Source organism: Yeguia hominis (assembly GCF_014384705.1).
Classification (GTDB): domain Bacteria; phylum Bacillota; class Clostridia; order Oscillospirales; family Acutalibacteraceae; genus Yeguia; species Yeguia hominis.
In genome coordinates this window covers 84,186-102,787 of sequence record NZ_JACRSN010000002.1, presented here as the reverse complement: position 1 = coordinate 102,787, position 18,602 = coordinate 84,186, and the positions used below count along the sequence as shown (strand labels likewise).

Genomic DNA, 18,602 nt, shown 5'->3' with positions numbered 1-18,602 from the left:
GGTCCTCGTCTATTTACCGTCGGCTTCTTTCCGGCAAATATGTACGATCGGATACCGCCGCGCAAGAATTTCGCAAACTTTTCGCGTTTCGGGATCCATGCCCTCGTCGATGCACAGAATCTCCTTTTCTTCCCGGCCGCCCATCCAGCGCATCCGCGCAATCGCGCTGCGCAGAATGTATTCCGCCTCTTCGTTGTGTCCGCAAAAACGCACCTCAACCGAAACCTTGCCTTTTTTCTTTGGACGCAGCAGAAACGCCATCAAAATCCGGCCGGTTTCTGCCATTCCCAAAACGGCAAACAGCAAGAGCAGTATGGTTCCGATGATTTCCAGCATACCGGTTCACCCCGCTTCCTTTTACCATGTTATGCAAAAGAAAACAAAATGACCGTCCGCCTTTAAAAAGAAGCAGGCCCTCTGCAAACAGCAAAGGGCCAGACGTTCCCATCAATACGTTAATTTTGATGCATCCCAGTCCGCAATCACAGAAGAAAATTCCCGTGCTTCCCGAACTGCGCCCGCAAGATCATGTTCGAGATAATTTCCGCATTCTTCCGGCGCACAACCCGGAATTTCTCCGGTATAGGCCGCAATTTTCTGAAAAACGTCTTTGATCAGCGCAACCGCTTCTTCCCGGGAAACTGTATCGCGAAGCAAAAAATAGCACCCGGTGCGGCAGCCCATTGGCCCGAAATAAATTACACTGTCCCGGTATTCCGAATTGCGCGCAAAGGTCGCAAAGAGATGCTCGATGGTATGCAGGGCCGCATTCTGAAGAAACGGCGGACAATTCGGTTCCCGCATCCGAAGATCATAGGTCACAACATCGCCATCCACGCGGGAAACGTAAATACCCCGATGCAGGGTATTGTGGTTCACCTGGAAACTTGCAATCTTGTCCATTCGTTATTCCCCTTTTCGCACCGCTGCCAGCAGCGCATCCGTCTTGTCCGTCTTCTCCCATGCAACATGCAGCTCTTCACGGCCCATATGGCCGTACGCTGCAAGCGAACGGTAAATCGGCCGGCGCAGATCCAGATTGCGGATAATTGCCGCCGGACGCAGATCGAATACTTTCGTTACGGCCTTCGCGAGCGTTTCCGCATCATATTCCGACGTGCCGAAGGTATCCACCATCACAGAAAGCGGATGCGCGACGCCGATCGCATAGGCAAGCTGCACCTCACAGCGTTTGGCAAGTCCTGCTGCCACCAGGTTTTTTGCGACATGCCGCGCTGCATAGGCCGCAGAGCGGTCAACCTTTGTCGGGTCTTTGCCGGAAAACGCGCCGCCGCCGTGACGGCCAAAACCGCCGTAGGTATCGACAATGATCTTCCGGCCGGTCAGGCCGCTGTCTCCAACAGGGCCGCCGACGACAAACCGGCCGGTCGGATTTACATAATATTTTGTATCGGCATCGAGAAGCTTCTTGTCCAGAATCGGCTCTGCGACCAGGCGGATCAAATCCCGGCGAATCGTCTCCAGAGAAACCTCGGCATCATGCTGTGTCGAAAGCACCACAGAGTCGATCCGTTTGGGAAGCCCATCTTCATATTCCACCGTTACCTGCGTTTTTCCGTCCGGACGCAGATACGGCAGCGTTCCGTCCTTACGGACCTCCGCCATCCGCTTTGCAAGGCGGTGTGCAAGGGAAATCGGCAGCGGCATCAATTCCGGCGTCTCATCGCAGGCGTAGCCGAACATCATTCCCTGGTCTCCGGCGCCGGCCAAGTCGTCCGCGTCCGTAGAGCCGGATCGCGCTTCAAAAGACTCATTGACCCCCATCGCAATATCCGGGGACTGCATATCAATCGATGTAATCACGCCGCAGGTATTCCCGTCAAACCCGCAGCGCGGATCGTCATAACCGATTTCGCGCACAACATTGCGCACAACCGCAGGAATATCGACATAGCATTCTGTGGAAATTTCTCCCATCACATGGATCACGCCGGTCGTCGCCGTTACCTCGCAGGCAACGTGTGCCATTGGATCCTTCTCCAAAATTGCATCCAACACAGCATCCGAAATCTGATCGCAAACTTTATCCGGATGTCCTTCCGTAACAGATTCTGATGTAAAAAGGAATTTTGACATTCTTTTCGCCTCCTGAAAAAAATCGCCGCCCGGCAAAACCGGACGGCGTCAACGACTCATCTTTCGGTTTCTACCGCAGGATTTGGCACCTTGCAAATTGCAGGTTGCCGGGCATCACAGGGCCTGTTCCCTCCGCCACTCTTGATAAGTTTTTATGAAATTGTAAAGATCGTTTCCCGGTAAATCCAGCCCAAAGCGCTTTCCCGTGATTTCTGCCTGTGTCTTTTCGCAGCACGGCAGCTTTGTCCGGCTCACCGCAACAAAAATTTCGACAATTTTATTATACCATAAACTGATAGCTTGTCAACTGTCTTGCAAAATCCGGTGATTTTTTCATTGTAGGACTACAATACATATTGGACAATTGAATAAAAAAGGTATGAGAGATAGGGGCTCATGAGTTAAAGTTAAGTTGTCACACCACAACTCGCTGAAAGGAGACCATATCCCTCATGAAAAAGAGTATAACACAAGACATGGCATATCGGCAATTCCTAATGAAGTACGCGGAGAAATACGGCGTCAGCCGCGCCAGTCGGAAGTACAACAAGAGCCGGTCGTACATCTACTTCTGGAAGCAGCGCTGGGACGGAAGTGCGGCGTCCCTGGCCTGGCAGTCTAGGCGGCCGCACAGTCATCCGAATCAGCACACGGAGGCCGAACGGAAGCTCATCCGCGGCATGCGCCGCAGGAACCCGACCCTGGGCATGATCGAACTTTGCCACCGCCTGCGGCAGCGCGGCTATACACGCTGTCCGGAAAGTCTGTTCCGTGTCATGCGCAAACAAGCCCAAGCCGTATGAGCAGATGACCTATCCCGGCGAGCGTGTTCAGGTCGACGTGAAGGTCGTGCCGCGTAAGTGCATTGCGAATCCGGAGCTTCGGCTGTTCCAGTACACCGCCATTGACGAGTTCACACGCCTGCGTTTCCTCGCCGCCTATCCGGAGCAGTCTACCTATTCCTCGGCGGATTTCCTGCGCAGACTGAAAGTGTGGTATATGCGCGCCGCGGCATCAAGGCGGAGTGTGTTCAGACGGACAACGGCTTTGAGTTTACGAACCGCTTTTCTGGCAGCAATCGCGACTTACCGACGCTGTTTGAAAAAGACTGCCGCTGAGCTGGGCGTTTGCCACAAGCGCATTCGCCCGTATGCCCCGCGCCACAACGGCAAGGTCGAGCGCAACCGCCGCGAGGATCAGAAACGTTTTTACTCCTGCCACGCTTTCTATTCTCTGGATGATTTCACAAAGCAGCTTGCCGTTCACAATCGTCACTCTAACAACTTACCCATGAGACCCCTCCGCTGACTCTCTCCCTCCGAGTTCGCTGTCTAATTTGTTTGACAAACCTACACTTGCAAAATCCGGTGATTTTTTCATTGTAGTCCTACACGCTTTACCGGAAAAAGACTGCAACTTCTTGTTGACAACACGCATAAAGCTTTCTATAATAAAATTGTCATCTGAATACAAAGTCTTCAGGGCAGGGTGTAATTCCCGACCGGCGGTATAGTCCGCGAACGCGAAAGCGTACGATTTGGTGCAATTCCAAAACCGACAGTATAGTCTGGATGGAAGAAGGCGTGCAGAAATCATTGGATTTGATCCGTGCACCTGATTTGTCAGCACCTGAAGGGAAACCGTTCAGGTGCTATTCTTGTGTTGCCCCTGTTTTGGAGCCACACGCATGACACGGAGGGATTTTTCATGATGAGTCAAAAAACCAAAAAACTATGTATTGTTGCGATGCTGTGTGCGCTTGCCTTTCTCGTGATGGCGGTGATCCGCATTCCAGTCGTTCTGTTTCTCAAATACGAGCCAAAAGACGTCGTCATCACCATCGGCGGATTTCTGTTTGGACCGCTTTCTTCGTTTCTGATTTCTTTTCTCGTTTCGATTGTGGAGATGTTTACCGTCAGTGACACCGGCATCATCGGCTGCATAATGAACATTCTCTCAACCTGCGCTTTTTCCTGCACAGCTGCACTGATTTATAAGCGCAAGCGTACCCTCGGCGGTGCTGCCATCGGTCTTGCCGCCGGAACCCTATTCATGACTTTGGTGATGCTTTTGTGGAACTATCTCATCACCCCGCTCTATATGGGATATCCGCGTCAGGCCGTTGCCGAACTGCTTATTCCCGCGTTTCTGCCGTTCAATCTGCTCAAGGGCGGCTTGAATGCCGCCTTCACCATGCTGCTTTATAAGCCGGTCGTTTCTGCGCTGCGCAAAGCGAACCTGCTTCCTAAGCCGGAGGAAGATGCCCCAAAAGGAAAGTTTCGGCCAGGCGTTGTCCTGTTCTGCTTTCTTCTCCTTGTAACCTGCGTTCTTCTCATTCTGGTCATGCAGGGTAAAATTTAAATTTCACGCATTGATTTTTTGCGGAAAGACTGCTTTCGCGGTTTTTCCGCTCTTTTTTTGTGTAAACTAGAATGGGACTTGGGACAAGCCTGCTTACACACCAAAAGTCCGGCCGCTGCTTCTCATCCCAAAATCCATCGCGGGAAGGAATCTGTCATGACCATCGAATTTTCTGATTTTCTTTCGCAGCTGATGCACAGTCCGGCCCTTCTGATCACCGTACTCTTGACGCTCGGCGTGATTCTGGTAAACGGATGGACTGATGCGCCGAACGCCATTGCGACCTGCGTATCGACCCGTTCCATTTCCGTGCGGTCCGCAATTCTCATGGCGGCTGTTTTTAATTTTCTCGGCGTCCTATTTATGACCGCCGTCAACGCCACCGTGGCGGAAACCATCTACAACATGGTCGATTTCCGTGGGGATCCCCACACGGCGCTTGTCGCACTTTGCGCTGCGCTTTTTGCGATTGTCACCTGGGCGACGGCCGCATGGGCATTCGGCATTCCAACAAGCGAAAGCCACGCATTGATTGCCGGGCTTTCCGGGTCTGCCATCGCACTGCACAACGGCCTTTCCGGCATCAACGGGCGGGAGTGGATGAAAGTCCTTTACGGCCTGGTTCTTTCGACCCTGCTGGGATTTTTCATGGGCTGGCTTTGCGTAAAACTGACCGCGTTTTTTTGCAGGCGTATGGATCGCCGGAAAACGACCCGCTTTTTCGGCGGTGCACAAGTCGCAGGCGGTGCCGCGATGGCTTTCATGCACGGCGCACAGGACGGTCAAAAATTTATGGGCGTTTTTATGCTCGGGATTTTTCTTGCCCAGGGAACGGATACTGTAACAACCTTTACGATTCCGGTCTGGCTGATGCTGCTGTGTTCCGCCGTCATGGGGCTCGGCACCTCGATCGGCGGCTACCGGATCATCAAATCCGTCGGCATGGATATGGTCAAACTGGAAAAATACGAAGGGTTCTCTGCAGATCTTGCCGGTGCAGGCTGTCTGCTGCTGTCTTCGCTGACCGGTATTCCCGTCAGCACTACGCACACCAAAACGACCGCAATCATGGGTGTCGGCGCTGCAAAACGTCTTTCCAACGTCAACTGGAGCATTGTCAAAGAGATGGTCCTCACCTGGGTTTTGACCTTTCCGGGATGTGGCCTGATCGGGTATCTCATGGCGAAATTTTTTATTGCCATTTTTTAAAAAGCAGGAGGATCTTCCATGAAAATGCGTACAAAGGATTCCGATTATTTTGAGGCATTCGTGACGGCTGTCGGCTTTTGCTGCGCGGCGTCTGCAAAACTGTCTGCGGTGATCGACACCTATCAGCCAGAGTCGCTCCATGCACACATGCAGCAGATACATGAGATTGAACATCAGGCCGATATGGAAAAACATCATCTGACAGACCGTCTCCACAAAGAATTTCTCACACCGATCGAGCGCGAGGATATCGCTGCACTTTCTCATGAAATTGATGAAGTAACCGACCGGGTGGAGGATATTGTAATCGGGCTTTATATTTTCAATGTACAAACCCTGCATCCGGATGCGCCCGCGTTTACTGCGCTCATTTCGGAATGCTGCCGCACGCTGGAAGCGATCATGCAGGAATTCCGGCATTTTCGGGGATCGGCTTCCCTTCTGAAGCACATCATCGAAATCAATACGCTGGAGGAGCAAGGCGACGCGCTCTATATGCGTGCAGTCCGCACTCTTTACGAAGATGAGAAGGATCCGCTGAAAGTCCTTGTCTGGACGGAAATTTTCGGGCGCTTTGAGCGCTGCTGCGATGCCTGTGAACACGCAGCCGACGTTGTGGAAAGCGTGATTATGAAAAACACCTGAATGCGTCCGGCTCAGAAAACGCCCTTTTCTCTGTGCTACGGACAAACACGCCGTTAAAAAAATCGTGATTCGACATAAAAAATTCCCATTGAACCCGCAGTGTCAAACGATTCGTCTGTGGGTTCAATAGGGATTTTTGGTTTTACGGCCGCAGTTCCCGATATTCCGAAGCGGTAACGCCGCACTTCTGCTTGAAAACCTGGCAAAAGTACCGCTGATCATGATACCCGGACTGCAGTGCAATATCCGCAATCTTCATATTGGTATTCCGCAGCAGATTCTGCGCTTTTGCAATCCGCAAATCCGTAATGTAGGTAAAAAGATTCGTGCCGGTTTCTTTTTTAAAAATATAGCTGATATACGATGTATTGAGGTAGAACTCCGCTTCCAAGTCTTCCAGAGAAAGCCGCTTGTCAAGATTGGACTGGATATACTGTTTCATCTGGTTGATGATGACACTTTTTCTGCCCTGCTGGTAAACATCGATATATTCCCGGATTGAGAGCAGCACCCCGTAAAGCTGTTCCTGCAACGCTTCCATTTTGGTGCAGGAAAAGAAATTTTGGGCAAAGTCATCCTGCAGGATCACCTTGTTTAGTTCAATATTGTGCTCGTTCAAAATTCTGTGGTGAATATCATGAATCATGTCGGCACAGATCCATTTAATTTGCTCGACCGATAAATTTCCATTCATCAGCGCATGTAACAGATTCGAGATCTCCTCCTTTAAATCCAGATCATTCTGCACATCAACGATTTTTCCTGTAAATTCCCGAATTTTCTCTGAAACAGCCTCGTCGTTTTGCCCGGAAAGACGCGTCCAGTTTCCGGATTCCTCCGAAAACATGGAATAGGTCATCATCACCGTCGCTTTTTTCATAGAGCCGCTGATTTCCGAGGGCAAAAAGGCCGTGGAGCCGATTCCAAAATACACCTGCAATTCCTGTTCGTTCAAAGCCGATTCAATCGCAGAAATCGCCTCTTTCTGCCGTTCTCCCAAAGCATCTGCCGATAAAAATGCAACGATCAGGCCGATTCCGCCGTTCATTTGAAACGGAAATATCTGGTAGAAGTCCGAACGAATCGCCAGGAGCGCTTTTCGCGTCGTAAAATATGCACTTAAAAAGTCCCTGCGCGGAAAGCTGACACGAATACAAAAAAACGCCGCGTACAGCCGCAGCCCCGGAAACAGCTGCATAAAATCGCTGAAATCCGGATCCACCTCCATCTGATCCTGCTGGTTATGCGAAAGATCATAATACCGGTCAATCAGGCTCAGATTGTGCCTGCGCTCAATTGCCTTGACAAACGCCTTCTCAATATCGGTCAGGCGCGAAGGCTTGAGCAAATACCCTACAACATCCAGATCCATGGCCTCTTTTACATAGTCGAATTCATCATATCCCGAAAACACCAAAAACAGCGTATCGACTTTGCCCTTAAGCCGCTCAATGATCTCGAGGCCTGTCATCTCCGGCATCCGAATATCCAGCAGCGCAAAATCCGGATTGAGCTTCTGAATCTGTGAAAACGCTTCCGATCCGCTAAGCGCGGTTCCGCAAATCCGGATCCCAAGCTGTTCCCATTTGATATTCCGCTGCAATCCCGTAATCACACTTTTTTCATCATCAGCAATAAACAAGCGATACATCCTCATTCCCCTTTTTCATCTGCGTTGTCGCAACTGTCCGTCACAATATCCGGACGAATTTGAATGGTTACCGTACATCCACAACCTGCTTTGGAGGCAATCGACAAACCGCAGTCCTCACCGTAATAAAGGCGGATTCGTTTTTGAATATTCCGGATTGCGTATCCGGAATTGAGAATATCCGATTTTTCACTGTCGAACCCCACACCGTCGTCCCGAACCACAATATAGAGAAAATCACGCTTTTCAAAAATAGAAATTTCAATTAAGCCTTTTCCGTCCTTTTTTTCAAGCCCATGATAAATCGCGTTTTCCACAATCGGCTGAATCATAAACTTGATAATCCGGCAAATGTAAAGCGGCTCCGCAATATGGTACACGACCGTAAACCGGTTGTCATACCGGATATTTTGAATTGCCAGATACCGCTTAATCAGCTCAATTTCCGAACGGACTGTCGTAATCTGCTCCCCCTTATTCAGGCTCAGCCGAAAAAGCTGCGACAGAGAAACCGCAATATCCGCAATCTGTTCCTGCTGTGCGTCCGTCGCCATCCAGAAAATCGTATCCAGCGTATTGTAAAGGAAATGCGGATTAATCTGCGCCTGCAGAGAAATCAGCTCTGCTTCTTTTTCCCGGAATTTTGCGGCGTAAAGCTTTTTCATCAGCTTATTGTTTTCGGCGACAACATTCATAAATTCATTACCGATCATGCCAATCTCGTCATTTTCATTAAAGGTGATGGTCTCCACTTTTTGGTGCATTTTCAGCTGATCCACATAGTTGCGCAGCTTGGTCACCTGGTTGGTGATGGAATTTGTAATCAGCATCGAGCAGAACAGCATAAACAAAAGCGTGGCGCACATCAGGGAAAGGCAGGTCAAAAACATATTTTTCTGACTGACATCATAGCGTTCGCAATCGGTAATGACAGTCAGGTTCCAGCCGGCATTTGAGCAAACGGCATTTGCAATGTAGTAGTGCCGATTCTTTTCATCCGTATAAAACCGGTTTTCAGAAGATTCGAAAATTTGATCCACATTGAGCATCGCACTTTCATCTGAAAAATTGTCGAAGGAATACAGGACCTCCCCGTCCTTATGTAAAATAATGCCCATCGGCAGAGAGGACTGCATATCAAGCACCATTCCATCCAGAACCGATTTATCAAGTGCAATCACAATGAGACCGATTGGATATACCCGGTACAGATGGCGTGCGGTTCTGGCAAAAATCAATCCGGTTTCCCCAAAGCAATCCCAGTTCGCAGCGTTAAACCAGCACCCTTTGCCATACATGGCTTCTGTCGTCTGAAACCATTCCGGCTTTGGCGTTTCCTGATAAACGGAATCGATCTTCATAGAAGCCCGCTTCTTTTCCCGGGAAATCGACACTTCGCTGTTCCCGACATAAACGGCGCTGCAGTAGGTTTTATTGTTGATTAGGTTAACCAATAGATTATTGACCTCATTGTATTTTGCCATGGTATAAGGGTTCCCATTCTTATCATAAATTGGATTTGAGAGCGCGTCCTGTACATCCTGGGAAGTCAATATCAAATTGGAGGTATCTTCGATATCCTGCGTAATGTAGTTAATGTGGCTGCTGGTCATAATCATGATATTTTCTGTAATATCCTGAATATTCTTCTGCGTTGCGCTGCGGTAGCTGTTCCAGTAAAAAAACACCGTTACAAACAGCGGAACAAATGCCAGCAGCGCGGAAAGCACCATGAATTTCCCGGATATGGTGTGCATGATCCGATTTTTCTGAAGCATTTTCCGCAGCGTTTTCAAAATTTCGTTCCCCCTTTTTCACTTTCTTGATTATACCATGCGCTGGAATACACACCAAGCTGAAATTTTATTTTTTATACATAAAGTTATCTAATTTGCAAAAGCGTTCTTGTGTATTTCAACCTTATCAAAATAAAATTTCTTGTGAAATTCAAATATTTATAGATATTGTGTGAAATCTTTATACATTCCGATTTCTCGAAAAAACATCTAAAAATCCCAACCAAAAACAAAAAATATTGTAATTTACCGCGTAATTTTATATATGTTATACTATCTGCGAAAAATAAAACTTCCGAACGGCTTGCCGTGTATGCGCACAAAAAAGAAGTTCCAAATTGCTTTACGCTTACCGTTTTAATCCATAAGAAGAGGGAGGAATTTACCTCATGAAAAAAATCCTCGTCATCGGAAGCTCCAATATGGATTTCAGGATCCGGGTGCATCAGCTTCCCAAACCCGGAGAAACTCTTTTAAGCCAAAGCCTTGAAAACATCCCCGGCGGAAAAGGCGGAAATCAGGCGTATGCCGTCGGAAAACTCGGCGGAGACGGCGTATTTCTCAGCGCGGTTGGCATGGATGCTTTCGGGGAAACGCTCATCGAAAGCATGTGCAGCTCCGGCATCGACGCTTCCTGTATGCGGCGCTGCTTAGATTGTCCCACCGGAAATGCGATGGTCTTTGTCAGCGACGCCGGTGAAAACCAAATTGTTGTGACATCCGGTGCCAATTTCTGCTGTGATCTTCCCTATTTAAAACAACATGCAGCACTTTTTCATGATTGCAAAATTCTTCTGATTCAGATGGAAATCCCGCTCGAAAGCGTCCTCTACGCTTTACAAGCCGCCAAGACTTGTGGAAACTGCACCATTCTGAATCCTGCGCCGGTACCGGAAAAATTTCCGGAGGAAATTTTCCCGCTGCTCGATTACATCACGCCGAACGAAACTGAGCTCGTCAAGCTTGCCGGTTCTGATCTTAACCCCGACAGTTTGGACGATGTCCGAACAGGATGCAGCCGCCTCCTGCAAAAAGGCGTACAGAACGTCCTCGTCACGCTTAGAAAACGGGGCGCGTTCCTCTGTAATAGGCAAACAGAACGGCAGTTTCTGCCGCCGGAAGGGCCGGCTCTCGACACCACCGCCGCCGGCGATACCTTTAACGGTGCATTTGCCGTCATGCTGGCAAATGGACGCAGTCCAGAAGAAGCCATCTGCTTTGCAAATGCCGCCGCAACAATTTCCGTTTCTCGGAAAGGCGCACAAAGTTCGATTCCCTCTTTTCAAGAAGTTCTGCAGTTCCAAGCGTCTCTCTAAACAAGCTGTTCTGGCGCAGATGTCCAACCACTTCCAAAAAAGGAAACCTGATTTGCGGCAGCCAAAGCCGGGGCTCGCTGAAAATCCACGGCATTTGGGAAACGCAAAACAAGCGCACCTAAAAGCAGATTGTCCCAGGTTCGAAAATAACACTTTCACTCTGCATGCCGGTCTGGCGATTCCCATGCCCGCGGTTTCCTTTCTCGGCGAATGACGGCACTGTGCTGACAAATAAAAATTACACAAGGAGGAAACTAGTTCATGAAAGCAAAAAAGGCTCTGGCACTGCTCCTCGCGGTTGCACTCATCTTCACGCTGGCGGCGTGTGCAGGCAGCAGCACTCCCTCGTCCGAACCCAGCTCCAGCAGCGCAGACAGCACTTCGGAAAACAGCTCCGAAAGCAGCGGCTCTGTCCAGGAAGGCGGACAGGAAAAGCACTGGGATATCTACACCGTCCGCTCGGAGGATCTCCCGTCCTTCAAAGCGTTCACCTATGTCCTGGAAAAATACAAGGAAGAAGTCAACCCGAATGTCTCCTGGACACAGAACTACATCGCAGACCGCCCCACCTATCTGCAAAAGATCAAAACGCTGATCGCCGCAGATGATGCGCCGGATATGTTCGATGAAGATCCGGATCCGTACACCACACAGCTTTACAAAGAAGGCGTTCTGAAAGATTTGACCCAGTTTGCAGAGGAAAACAATCTGGCCGATCACTTCTATGCAGGCGCGTTCGATTGGTGCAAATTCTCCAACGGCGTCCTGATGGGTCTGCCGTCGCAGAATACCATCGAAATGTTCTGGTACAACACCAAGTACTTTGAGGATGCCGGCGTAGAGCCGCCTGAGTACCTCGAAGACCTCCCGCAGGTTCTGGAGAAGCTGCAGAAAGCCGGCTACACCCCAATGTCCATCTCCGGTGCAGAGAGCTGGACCATGCTCCGTGTGCTCGAATGGACGACCTTCCGCCTCGAAGGCAACCAGTATCTGCTCGACTGCGCAAGAGGCATTCGGAAGTATTCCGAAGAACCGGGCCTGCGCGCAGCTAAATTCCTGTACGAACTCGGCAACTATTTCCATCCGAACTTTGGCTCCGCTGACCTTGCAGAAGCGCAGGAACTCTTTACCACCGGCCAAACCGCAGTTTACTACATCGGTTCCTGGGAAATGGCCGCGATGCTCGACGATAACCTCTCCGACGACATGAAAGGCTGCATCGACTACTTCACGATGCCCGAAATGCGCGACGGTAAAACCTCCGCCAATCAGATCAACGTCGCTGGCGGTACGCCGATGTGCTTCTCCGATAAGAAGTGGGATTCTGAAACCGAACAGCTCGTGCTCTATTATGCAGAACATTTTGGTGAATACCAGTCCCAGTACGAATTTTCCTGCTGCACCGGATATGAGAACCCTGTCGGCACGACCGAGCATTCGCAGTACCTGATTGACAAAATCGCGGACGACATGGCCCATACGGAAGGCGTCATTCGTCTGTATGACCTCGAATTTGATCCGACCACCAATACCAATAACGGACCGAACGCCGTCGCGCTTGCACTGCATGAAATCACGCCGGAAGAGTTCTGCCAGCGCGTGGACGATTCTGTTGCACAGAATGCGGCCGATTGGTTTGACGATGCTGCTGAGGAATTGCTCGCAAAAGGAAACGATTAGAAAACCAGGCAACGGATTCAGGAGATGCCCTTTCCGGGCGTCTCCTATGTCCCATCAAACACAACGGAGGGATTGCAATGAACAACAAAAGAGACCATGTGGAGGCATTAAAAGAAGCCGACGCCTATATGGAGCGCGTAAAGGATGAAATTTACAAACACCCCTGGCGTCAGGATTATCATTATTCTCCAATCGCCGGATGGATCAATGACCCCTGCGGCCTTGTGCAGATCGATGGCTGGTACCATATGTTCTGCCAGCACTATCCGTTCAGCGGCGCATGGGGCATGATGTACCTCTCCCATGCACGCAGCCGCGACCTCATTCATTGGGAACAGCTTCCGGAAGCCTTTGCGCCCAGCGAGCCCTATGATTATCCGGATAAAATCGGCGGCGTTTACACCTGCTGCGCTGTGGATGACAACGGCGAATACAAGGTCATTTACACCGGCTGCACCGAACAATATGGCCAGGTACAATGCCTTGCCACCACAAAGGATGGCATTCATTTTGAAAAAGACCCGCAGAACCCGATTCTCTCACAATATCCGCCGGGCATGCGGCAGGCCGACTTCCGCGATACCAAAGTGTGGCGTCACGGAAAAGACTGGTACCTTTCCTGCGGCACCACCGCCGGAAAATTCGGAAAAGTTGGGCTTTACCGTTCTCCGGATCTGAAGAACTGGGAGTTTGTCAACTTTATCTGGGAGAGTGTCGGAGAATACGGCACCATGCCGGAATGCCCGAACTTCTTTGAGGTTGACGGCAAATGGGTTTTGATTTTCGCACCGCTGGAGCTTGAAAACCGCAAAGCTATGTATCTTGTGGGCGATTTCGACTACAAAACCTGCAAATTCAAACCGCAGACCGTTGGTGAAGTGGACTGGGGGCTTGATTATTATGCACCGCAGGTCTTTACAGACGATTCCGGCCGCACGCTGATGCTTGCCTGGATGGAATCCTGGTCGTTCCATCCCTGGTATCTCGGAAACAAAGCCTGCGGACAGTATCCGCACGGCTACCTTTATGACTGCGCTGAAATCGGCTTCTGCGGCAGCATCTCCACGCCCCGGACAGTCTCTGTCTGCCACGACGGCAAGCTCAAATTTGATCCGGTTCCGGAGCTGCTGCAGCTGCGGAAGGACCCCTGGATCCGCTACAACTTCGACGTCACGGAGCGGGAAGCATTCCCGATGGGCGACAACGTCCACGGCGAAATCTTTGTCGATTTTGATTTGACCCAGACCAACGCAGAAGTCATCGGGTTTGCGCTGCGCAGCAGCAACGAACACGAAACGCTTGTCGAATTCGACCTAAAGCACGGCGAACTGATCTTCGACCGCACAAGAAGCGGAAACAAATCGGCTGTTGTGCGCAAATGCGTCCTCGAATCCGCGGCAAACGATAAGCTGACAGTCCGGATGTTCCTCGACAGTACCAGCGTCGAAATCTTCACAGACGGAAACCGTACCGTGATGAGCAACTGCATCTATTCTCCGATTGACAGCAAAGATCTTTTCGTGTACGCCAAAGGCGGCAAAGCGCATGTCGAAGCACTGCGCACCTGGGGAATGAAGAAGGTTCACGACTAAAATGACGATCTCATGGGGGATGACGTTCATCCCCCTTTTCATAGAGGGGGATTTTAATGGAAAAAAAGAATTTTCAGGAAGAACTCGCCAAAGCCAACGCCTATATCGATTCCGTAAAAGACACCATTGCCAAAGACCCTTTTCGCCAGCGATTCCACTTTGCGCCCTACGCCGGATGGATCAACGATCCGGCTGGAATGGTGCAGATTGACGGCTGGTATCACCTGTTTTGTGAACATTACCCCTTCAGCGGCCGTCCGGAAGAATTGTACTGGGCGCACGCCAGAAGCCGGGATATGGTACATTGGGAACGTCTGCCGGAGGCGCTGGCACCCAGTGAGTCTTACGAGCTTTGCGAAACTATAGGCGGAATTTTTACCGGCAGCGGTATTGACGACGATGGGACGCTAAAAGTCCTGTATACCGCCCATTCAGACGCGTTTGGCGAGACCCAGGCACTTGCCATATCCAAGGATGGAATCCATTTTGAAAAATATGAACACAACCCAGTTCTGCGGAACGTTCCGGATGGTCTTGTCCAAAAGGATTGCCGTGATCCGAAAGTCTGGCGACGTGGAAAATATTTCTACATGACTCTCGGCGCTACAGATGGAAAATTTGGCAAAGTTCTGCTTTACCGGTCTACGACGCTCACAGAATGGGAATATCTCGGCGTCATTTGGGAAAGCGTTGGAGAATACGGTCCCATGCCGGAATGCCCGAATTTCTTTGAAGTTGACGGCAAATGGGTTTTGATTTTCGCACCGCTCAAGCTTGAAAACCGCAAGGCCATGTATCTCGTGGGCGATTTCGACTACAAAACCTACAAATTCAAACCGCAGACCGTCGGCGAAATCGACTGGGGGTTCGACTATTATGCACCGCAGATTTTGCGTGACGACTCCGGCCGTACCATCATTCTCGGCTGGATGGAATGCTGGCCGGCTCACCCGTGGTACTGCGGCAACGATTACGCAAGGCCCGACATGCTCGGTTATGAATATGATACCCAGGAGCGCGGCTTTACCGGCAGTATTTCCATTCCGCGCACCATTTCCGTCTGTCATGACGGGAAGCTGAAGTTTGATCCGCTTCCTGCGCTGCTTACGCTGCGGGAATCGCCATGGATTCGGTACAATTTCGATGTAACTGCGCGCGAATCCTTCCCCATGGGAGATGGCATACACGGCGAAGTTTTCGCAGAATTTGATCTGACGCAGACCGACGCAGAGGTCATCGGGTTTGCGCTGCGCAGCAGCAAAGCGCATGAAACGCTCGTCAAATTTGACATGAAGCACGGTGAGCTGATCTTTGACCGCACAAGAAGCGGAAACAAAGCTGCCGTCGTCCGGAAATGTGTCCTGGAATCCGCAGCCAAAGATAAGCTGACAGTCCGGATGTTCCTCGACAGCACCAGTGTCGAAATTTTTACAGATGGAAACCGCACCGTGATGAGTAGCTGTATCTATACCCCCGAAGAAAGCCGCGGCCTCTGCATTTTTGCGGAAGGCGGCAGCGCGCATGTGGAATCCCTGCGCACCTGGGGCATGCAAGACGCATAAAAAAGGAGATTACAAACCATGAACAACGGCGATACGCTCAGAAAGCTTCTGCGCGATGCAGACGCCAAAGGATATGCCATTCCGGCTTTTAATTTCTCGGACATCTGGGATTTTAAGGCCATCGTAGAAGCAGCCGAAGAAGAAGAGGCTCCGATTATGATTGCTTCCAATCCGCTGGTCGTTGCAGAGCTCAGCCCGGCGATCTGTGCCGGATTTGGTCTTGCCGCAATGAAGCAGGCAAAAGCGCCTGTCATTCTGCATTTGGACCATTCCTTCAAAACCGAAATGTGCAAGGACTGCATCGACGAAGGATATCCTTCCGTCATGATCGATGCTTCAAAGTACGACCTCGAAACCAACATCGCAATGGTGCGCGAGGTTATGGACTACGCAAAGGAAAACCATGTCCATGTCGAAGCGGAAATTGGAAAAATCAAAGGAAAAGGCATTGAAGGCGATTTTAAAGGCGGCGATTTCCTCGCAGCAGTAGAAGACGCCAAAGCGCTTGTCGAAGCAACGCATGTCGATTCCCTTGCAGTCGGCATCGGATCGGCACACGGATTTTATCAGGGCAAACCGGAGCTGAATTTCGAACGCCTGGCGCAGATCAATGCAGCAATTGATACGCCCCTTGTACTGCATGGCGGCACCGGCATTCCAAAAGAGGACATCCAGCGCGCCATCAAAGAGGGAATCAACAAGGTGAATGTCGGTACGATCATTCACTGCACCTATATGAACAACCTGCGTGCTGAACTCAACCGCGTGGGCGAAAACCCTTATACGCTCGACGTCATGAAGGCGGTTTACCCAAAAGTAAAAGAAGTCGTCAAAGGCTGGATCCGTGTTTGCATGGCAAACGGAAAAGCTTAAAAAGGAGGCAAACCGTCATGCTGGTTCCCATGAAAGAACTGCTGCAAAAGGCACAACACGCCGGCTATGCGGTCGGTGCATTTGAGTTTTGGTCTTATGACTCCGCTTTGGCGGTCATTGAGGCGGCGAAACAGTACGGTGCGCCGGTAATTTTGCAAGTCGGTCACTTCGAACGAGACTATATGAATGGGTTTGGCAACGCGTTCCGTCTCGCCTCCATGGCGGCGGAACATACGGATCTGCCCGTAGCGCTTCACCTTGACCACTCCGAAAGCTACAAGGAAATTGTCGCTGCACTTGAAACCGGATTCACTTCGGTCATGATTGATGCTTCCGCAATGCCCTTTGAAGAAAATGTTGCTCTGACAAAAAAAGTGGTGGAAACAGCTGCGCCTTACGGTGCGTCTGTCGAAGCAGAACTCGGCCGTCTTGCCGGTGAAGAAGGCAGCTGTAAGGGCATCAACGCCGGAACCGATCCGATCCAGGCTGCCGAATTTACACAGCGGACCGGCATTGATGCACTCGCCGTTTCAATTGGAACGGCACACGGATTCTATACCAGCACACCGAAAATCGATATTCCGCTGCTTCAAAAAATCCGTGCGCAAGTTTCCGTCCCATTGGTGCTGCACGGCGGTTCCGGCACACCGGAGGATAAGGTCCAGGCGGCGATTCGCTCCGGAATTGCAAAGGTCAATATTTGCACAGAATTTATCGCGGCGTTTGGAAAAACGCTGAAACAAGTTCAGGAAGTCCCCGGTTTCAAGTACAATGTCTTTTCCCTGTTCCGGGAAGGGATGCTTTCCGGAAGAGCCCTGGCGCTGGAAAAAATTCGCCTGTTTGATCCGGATCACAAGCTCGGACAAAAGGAGTGCCTATGAGAATTTTATGTGTCGGACTCATGGTCTGCGATATTTCCATCAGCCCGGTTACGGAAAACGCCCTTGCTGTCGATGCCACACCCGCAAATTTCATCAAAGTTGCCGTTGGAGGCGATGCTTTTAACGTTGCCTCCAACTTACAGGCACTGGGGGCATCCCCCACATTTGTCAGTGCAGTCGGCACCGACCGCTTTGCGCCGCTGATGCTCGAATACGCCGGGCAGCTCGGAATTTCTTCATCCTACATTCAAACGCTTCCGGGCGCTTCCTCTGTAACGGCAATTCTCATTCATGAGGATGGAGAACGCAATTTCATCGTGCAGCGCGGCGCCAGTCATTTTCTCACAGAAGAAAACATTTCCGACGAATTGCTTTTAGCGCATGATCTTCTCTATATCGGCAGCGCCTGCGATTTGCCGGGACTGGATGGAGACGGTATGCGCACACTTTTTCGGCGCGCCAAGGCACACGGTGTAAAACTCGCAATGGATGTCACCGGAAATCCCTCTGGTGCGCTAAAAGAACGCATGAAGTCGGTTCTCTCGCAATTAGACCTCTTCCTGCCGAGTCTCCATGAGGCACAGAGCCTTTCCGGATATGAAGAGCCGCAGCAAATCGCCGCTTATTTCCACAAACTCGGCATCCCGGTTCTAGCCATTAAAATGGGAAAAGCAGGCGCTTATCTTTCCTGCCGTGAATTTGAAGGGTGTCTTCCCACCTACCCCGGAAGGGTTGTCGACACAACCGGTGCAGGCGACGCTTTTGTTTCCGGATTTTTAGCTGCTTACAGCCGTGGAATGGATTTTATACATGCTGCCCAGTTTGGAAACGCTGCCGGTACCGTCTGCGTCGGAAAAATCGGTTCCTCCGGAAATTTAGAATCCTTGGAACAGCTTCTGCAAGTCATCAACTCCGCTCCGGCGGAAAGGAGGTCCTGAT

At 50.6% G+C, this 18,602-nt stretch carries 17 protein-coding genes and 2 riboswitches; of the genes, 12 read left to right on the top strand and 5 right to left on the bottom strand.

Translation table 11 applies throughout. The features are described from left to right. Nucleotides 1–9 precede the first annotated feature (9 nt). From IAG03_RS01825 to metK, 3 genes are all read right to left on the bottom strand, one after another. Nucleotides 10–336: a glycosyltransferase family 2 protein gene (locus IAG03_RS01825; RefSeq protein ID WP_249317980.1), complete on the bottom strand. Its 327-nt coding sequence runs from the start codon at nucleotides 334–336 to the stop codon at nucleotides 10–12. Between the two features lie 111 nt (nucleotides 337–447). Next, nucleotides 448–903 carry an S-ribosylhomocysteine lyase gene (locus IAG03_RS01820; protein ID WP_249317979.1) on the bottom strand — a complete coding sequence of 152 codons (456 nt, stop codon included), beginning with the start codon at nucleotides 901–903 and terminating at the stop codon, nucleotides 448–450. Nucleotides 904–906: 3 nt separating this feature from the next. Then, complete coding sequence (metK, locus tag IAG03_RS01815; protein ID WP_249317978.1) at nucleotides 907–2,097, bottom strand: methionine adenosyltransferase; 1,191 nt, start codon at nucleotides 2,095–2,097, stop codon at nucleotides 907–909. A 53-nt stretch (nucleotides 2,098–2,150) separates the two neighbouring features. After that, a riboswitch (SAM riboswitch) is annotated at nucleotides 2,151–2,248 on the bottom strand. A gap of 301 nt (nucleotides 2,249–2,549) precedes the next feature. Between metK and IAG03_RS01810 the strand changes: the two genes are divergently transcribed. The 5 genes from IAG03_RS01810 to IAG03_RS01790 all read left to right on the top strand — a co-directional run bounded on the left by IAG03_RS01810 (nucleotide 2,550) and on the right by IAG03_RS01790 (nucleotide 6,312). Then, nucleotides 2,550–2,900, top strand: coding sequence for a hypothetical protein (locus IAG03_RS01810; RefSeq protein ID WP_249317977.1), 351 nt, complete (start codon nucleotides 2,550–2,552; stop codon nucleotides 2,898–2,900). After that, nucleotides 2,869–3,405: a hypothetical protein gene (locus IAG03_RS01805; RefSeq protein ID WP_249317976.1), complete on the top strand. Its 537-nt coding sequence runs from the start codon at nucleotides 2,869–2,871 to the stop codon at nucleotides 3,403–3,405. Before IAG03_RS01810 ends, IAG03_RS01805 begins: the two co-directional genes overlap by 32 nt. A gap of 162 nt (nucleotides 3,406–3,567) precedes the next feature. After that, nucleotides 3,568–3,684: riboswitch (FMN riboswitch) on the top strand. 120 nt (nucleotides 3,685–3,804) lie between these two features. Beyond that, complete coding sequence (locus IAG03_RS01800; RefSeq protein WP_346726089.1) at nucleotides 3,805–4,458, top strand: ECF transporter S component; 654 nt, start codon at nucleotides 3,805–3,807, stop codon at nucleotides 4,456–4,458. A 156-nt stretch (nucleotides 4,459–4,614) separates the two neighbouring features. Further along, on the top strand, nucleotides 4,615–5,667 hold the full coding sequence (locus tag IAG03_RS01795) for an inorganic phosphate transporter (protein ID WP_249317974.1): 1,053 nt from the start codon (nucleotides 4,615–4,617) through the stop codon (nucleotides 5,665–5,667). An 18-nt stretch (nucleotides 5,668–5,685) separates the two neighbouring features. Further along, a complete protein-coding gene (locus IAG03_RS01790; protein ID WP_249317972.1) occupies nucleotides 5,686–6,312 on the top strand; it encodes a DUF47 domain-containing protein in 627 nt (208 codons plus the stop codon). A gap of 142 nt (nucleotides 6,313–6,454) precedes the next feature. Here IAG03_RS01790 and IAG03_RS01785 read toward each other — a convergent pair whose 3' ends face one another. Both IAG03_RS01785 and IAG03_RS01780 read right to left on the bottom strand, forming a co-directional pair. Continuing rightward, complete coding sequence (locus IAG03_RS01785; RefSeq protein WP_249317971.1) at nucleotides 6,455–7,963, bottom strand: response regulator transcription factor; 1,509 nt, start codon at nucleotides 7,961–7,963, stop codon at nucleotides 6,455–6,457. 2 nt (nucleotides 7,964–7,965) lie between these two features. Beyond that, on the bottom strand, nucleotides 7,966–9,759 hold the full coding sequence (locus tag IAG03_RS01780) for a cache domain-containing sensor histidine kinase (RefSeq protein ID WP_249317969.1): 1,794 nt from the start codon (nucleotides 9,757–9,759) through the stop codon (nucleotides 7,966–7,968). A 389-nt stretch (nucleotides 9,760–10,148) separates the two neighbouring features. Between IAG03_RS01780 and rbsK the strand changes: the two genes are divergently transcribed. From rbsK to IAG03_RS01745, 7 genes are all read left to right on the top strand, one after another. After that, nucleotides 10,149–11,075: a ribokinase gene (rbsK, locus tag IAG03_RS01775; protein WP_249317968.1), complete on the top strand. Its 927-nt coding sequence runs from the start codon at nucleotides 10,149–10,151 to the stop codon at nucleotides 11,073–11,075. A 261-nt stretch (nucleotides 11,076–11,336) separates the two neighbouring features. Beyond that, nucleotides 11,337–12,755, top strand: coding sequence for an ABC transporter substrate-binding protein (locus tag IAG03_RS01770; protein ID WP_249317967.1), 1,419 nt, complete (start codon nucleotides 11,337–11,339; stop codon nucleotides 12,753–12,755). Nucleotides 12,756–12,832: 77 nt separating this feature from the next. Then, nucleotides 12,833–14,347: a glycoside hydrolase family 32 protein gene (locus IAG03_RS01765; protein ID WP_249317965.1), complete on the top strand. Its 1,515-nt coding sequence runs from the start codon at nucleotides 12,833–12,835 to the stop codon at nucleotides 14,345–14,347. A 56-nt stretch (nucleotides 14,348–14,403) separates the two neighbouring features. Continuing rightward, nucleotides 14,404–15,909 (top strand): glycoside hydrolase family 32 protein, encoded by a 1,506-nt coding sequence (locus tag IAG03_RS01760; protein WP_249317964.1) that lies wholly within the window; start codon nucleotides 14,404–14,406, stop codon nucleotides 15,907–15,909. An 18-nt stretch (nucleotides 15,910–15,927) separates the two neighbouring features. Then, nucleotides 15,928–16,782, top strand: a complete 855-nt coding sequence (locus IAG03_RS01755; RefSeq protein WP_249317962.1) for a class II fructose-bisphosphate aldolase — start codon at nucleotides 15,928–15,930, stop codon at nucleotides 16,780–16,782. Nucleotides 16,783–16,799: 17 nt separating this feature from the next. After that, complete coding sequence (locus IAG03_RS01750) at nucleotides 16,800–17,663, top strand: class II fructose-bisphosphate aldolase (protein WP_249317961.1); 864 nt, start codon at nucleotides 16,800–16,802, stop codon at nucleotides 17,661–17,663. Next, nucleotides 17,660–18,601: a carbohydrate kinase family protein gene (locus IAG03_RS01745; protein ID WP_249317960.1), complete on the top strand. Its 942-nt coding sequence runs from the start codon at nucleotides 17,660–17,662 to the stop codon at nucleotides 18,599–18,601. The genes IAG03_RS01750 and IAG03_RS01745 overlap by 4 nt, the downstream gene beginning before the upstream one ends. The last annotated feature ends 1 nt before the right edge of the window (nucleotide 18,602 follow it).

Bases quoted from the DNA above. Each gene is read 5' to 3' on its own strand.
- IAG03_RS01765 (WP_249317965.1), top strand. From the start codon at position 12,833: ATGAACAACAAAAGAGACCATGTGGAGGCATTAAAAGAAGCCGACGCC.
- metK (WP_249317978.1), bottom strand. From the start codon at position 2,097: ATGTCAAAATTCCTTTTTACATCAGAATCTGTTACGGAAGGACATCCG.
- IAG03_RS01755 (WP_249317962.1), top strand. From the start codon at position 15,928: ATGAACAACGGCGATACGCTCAGAAAGCTTCTGCGCGATGCAGACGCC.
- IAG03_RS01750 (WP_249317961.1), top strand. From the start codon at position 16,800: ATGCTGGTTCCCATGAAAGAACTGCTGCAAAAGGCACAACACGCCGGC.
- IAG03_RS01785 (WP_249317971.1), bottom strand. From the start codon at position 7,963: ATGTATCGCTTGTTTATTGCTGATGATGAAAAAAGTGTGATTACGGGA.
- rbsK (WP_249317968.1), top strand. From the start codon at position 10,149: ATGAAAAAAATCCTCGTCATCGGAAGCTCCAATATGGATTTCAGGATC.
- IAG03_RS01745 (WP_249317960.1), top strand. From the start codon at position 17,660: ATGAGAATTTTATGTGTCGGACTCATGGTCTGCGATATTTCCATCAGC.
- IAG03_RS01825 (WP_249317980.1), bottom strand. From the start codon at position 336: ATGCTGGAAATCATCGGAACCATACTGCTCTTGCTGTTTGCCGTTTTG.
- IAG03_RS01810 (WP_249317977.1), top strand. From the start codon at position 2,550: ATGAAAAAGAGTATAACACAAGACATGGCATATCGGCAATTCCTAATG.
- IAG03_RS01770 (WP_249317967.1), top strand. From the start codon at position 11,337: ATGAAAGCAAAAAAGGCTCTGGCACTGCTCCTCGCGGTTGCACTCATC.
- IAG03_RS01800 (WP_346726089.1), top strand. From the start codon at position 3,805: ATGATGAGTCAAAAAACCAAAAAACTATGTATTGTTGCGATGCTGTGT.
- IAG03_RS01790 (WP_249317972.1), top strand. From the start codon at position 5,686: ATGAAAATGCGTACAAAGGATTCCGATTATTTTGAGGCATTCGTGACG.
- IAG03_RS01760 (WP_249317964.1), top strand. From the start codon at position 14,404: ATGGAAAAAAAGAATTTTCAGGAAGAACTCGCCAAAGCCAACGCCTAT.
- IAG03_RS01820 (WP_249317979.1), bottom strand. From the start codon at position 903: ATGGACAAGATTGCAAGTTTCCAGGTGAACCACAATACCCTGCATCGG.
- IAG03_RS01795 (WP_249317974.1), top strand. From the start codon at position 4,615: ATGACCATCGAATTTTCTGATTTTCTTTCGCAGCTGATGCACAGTCCG.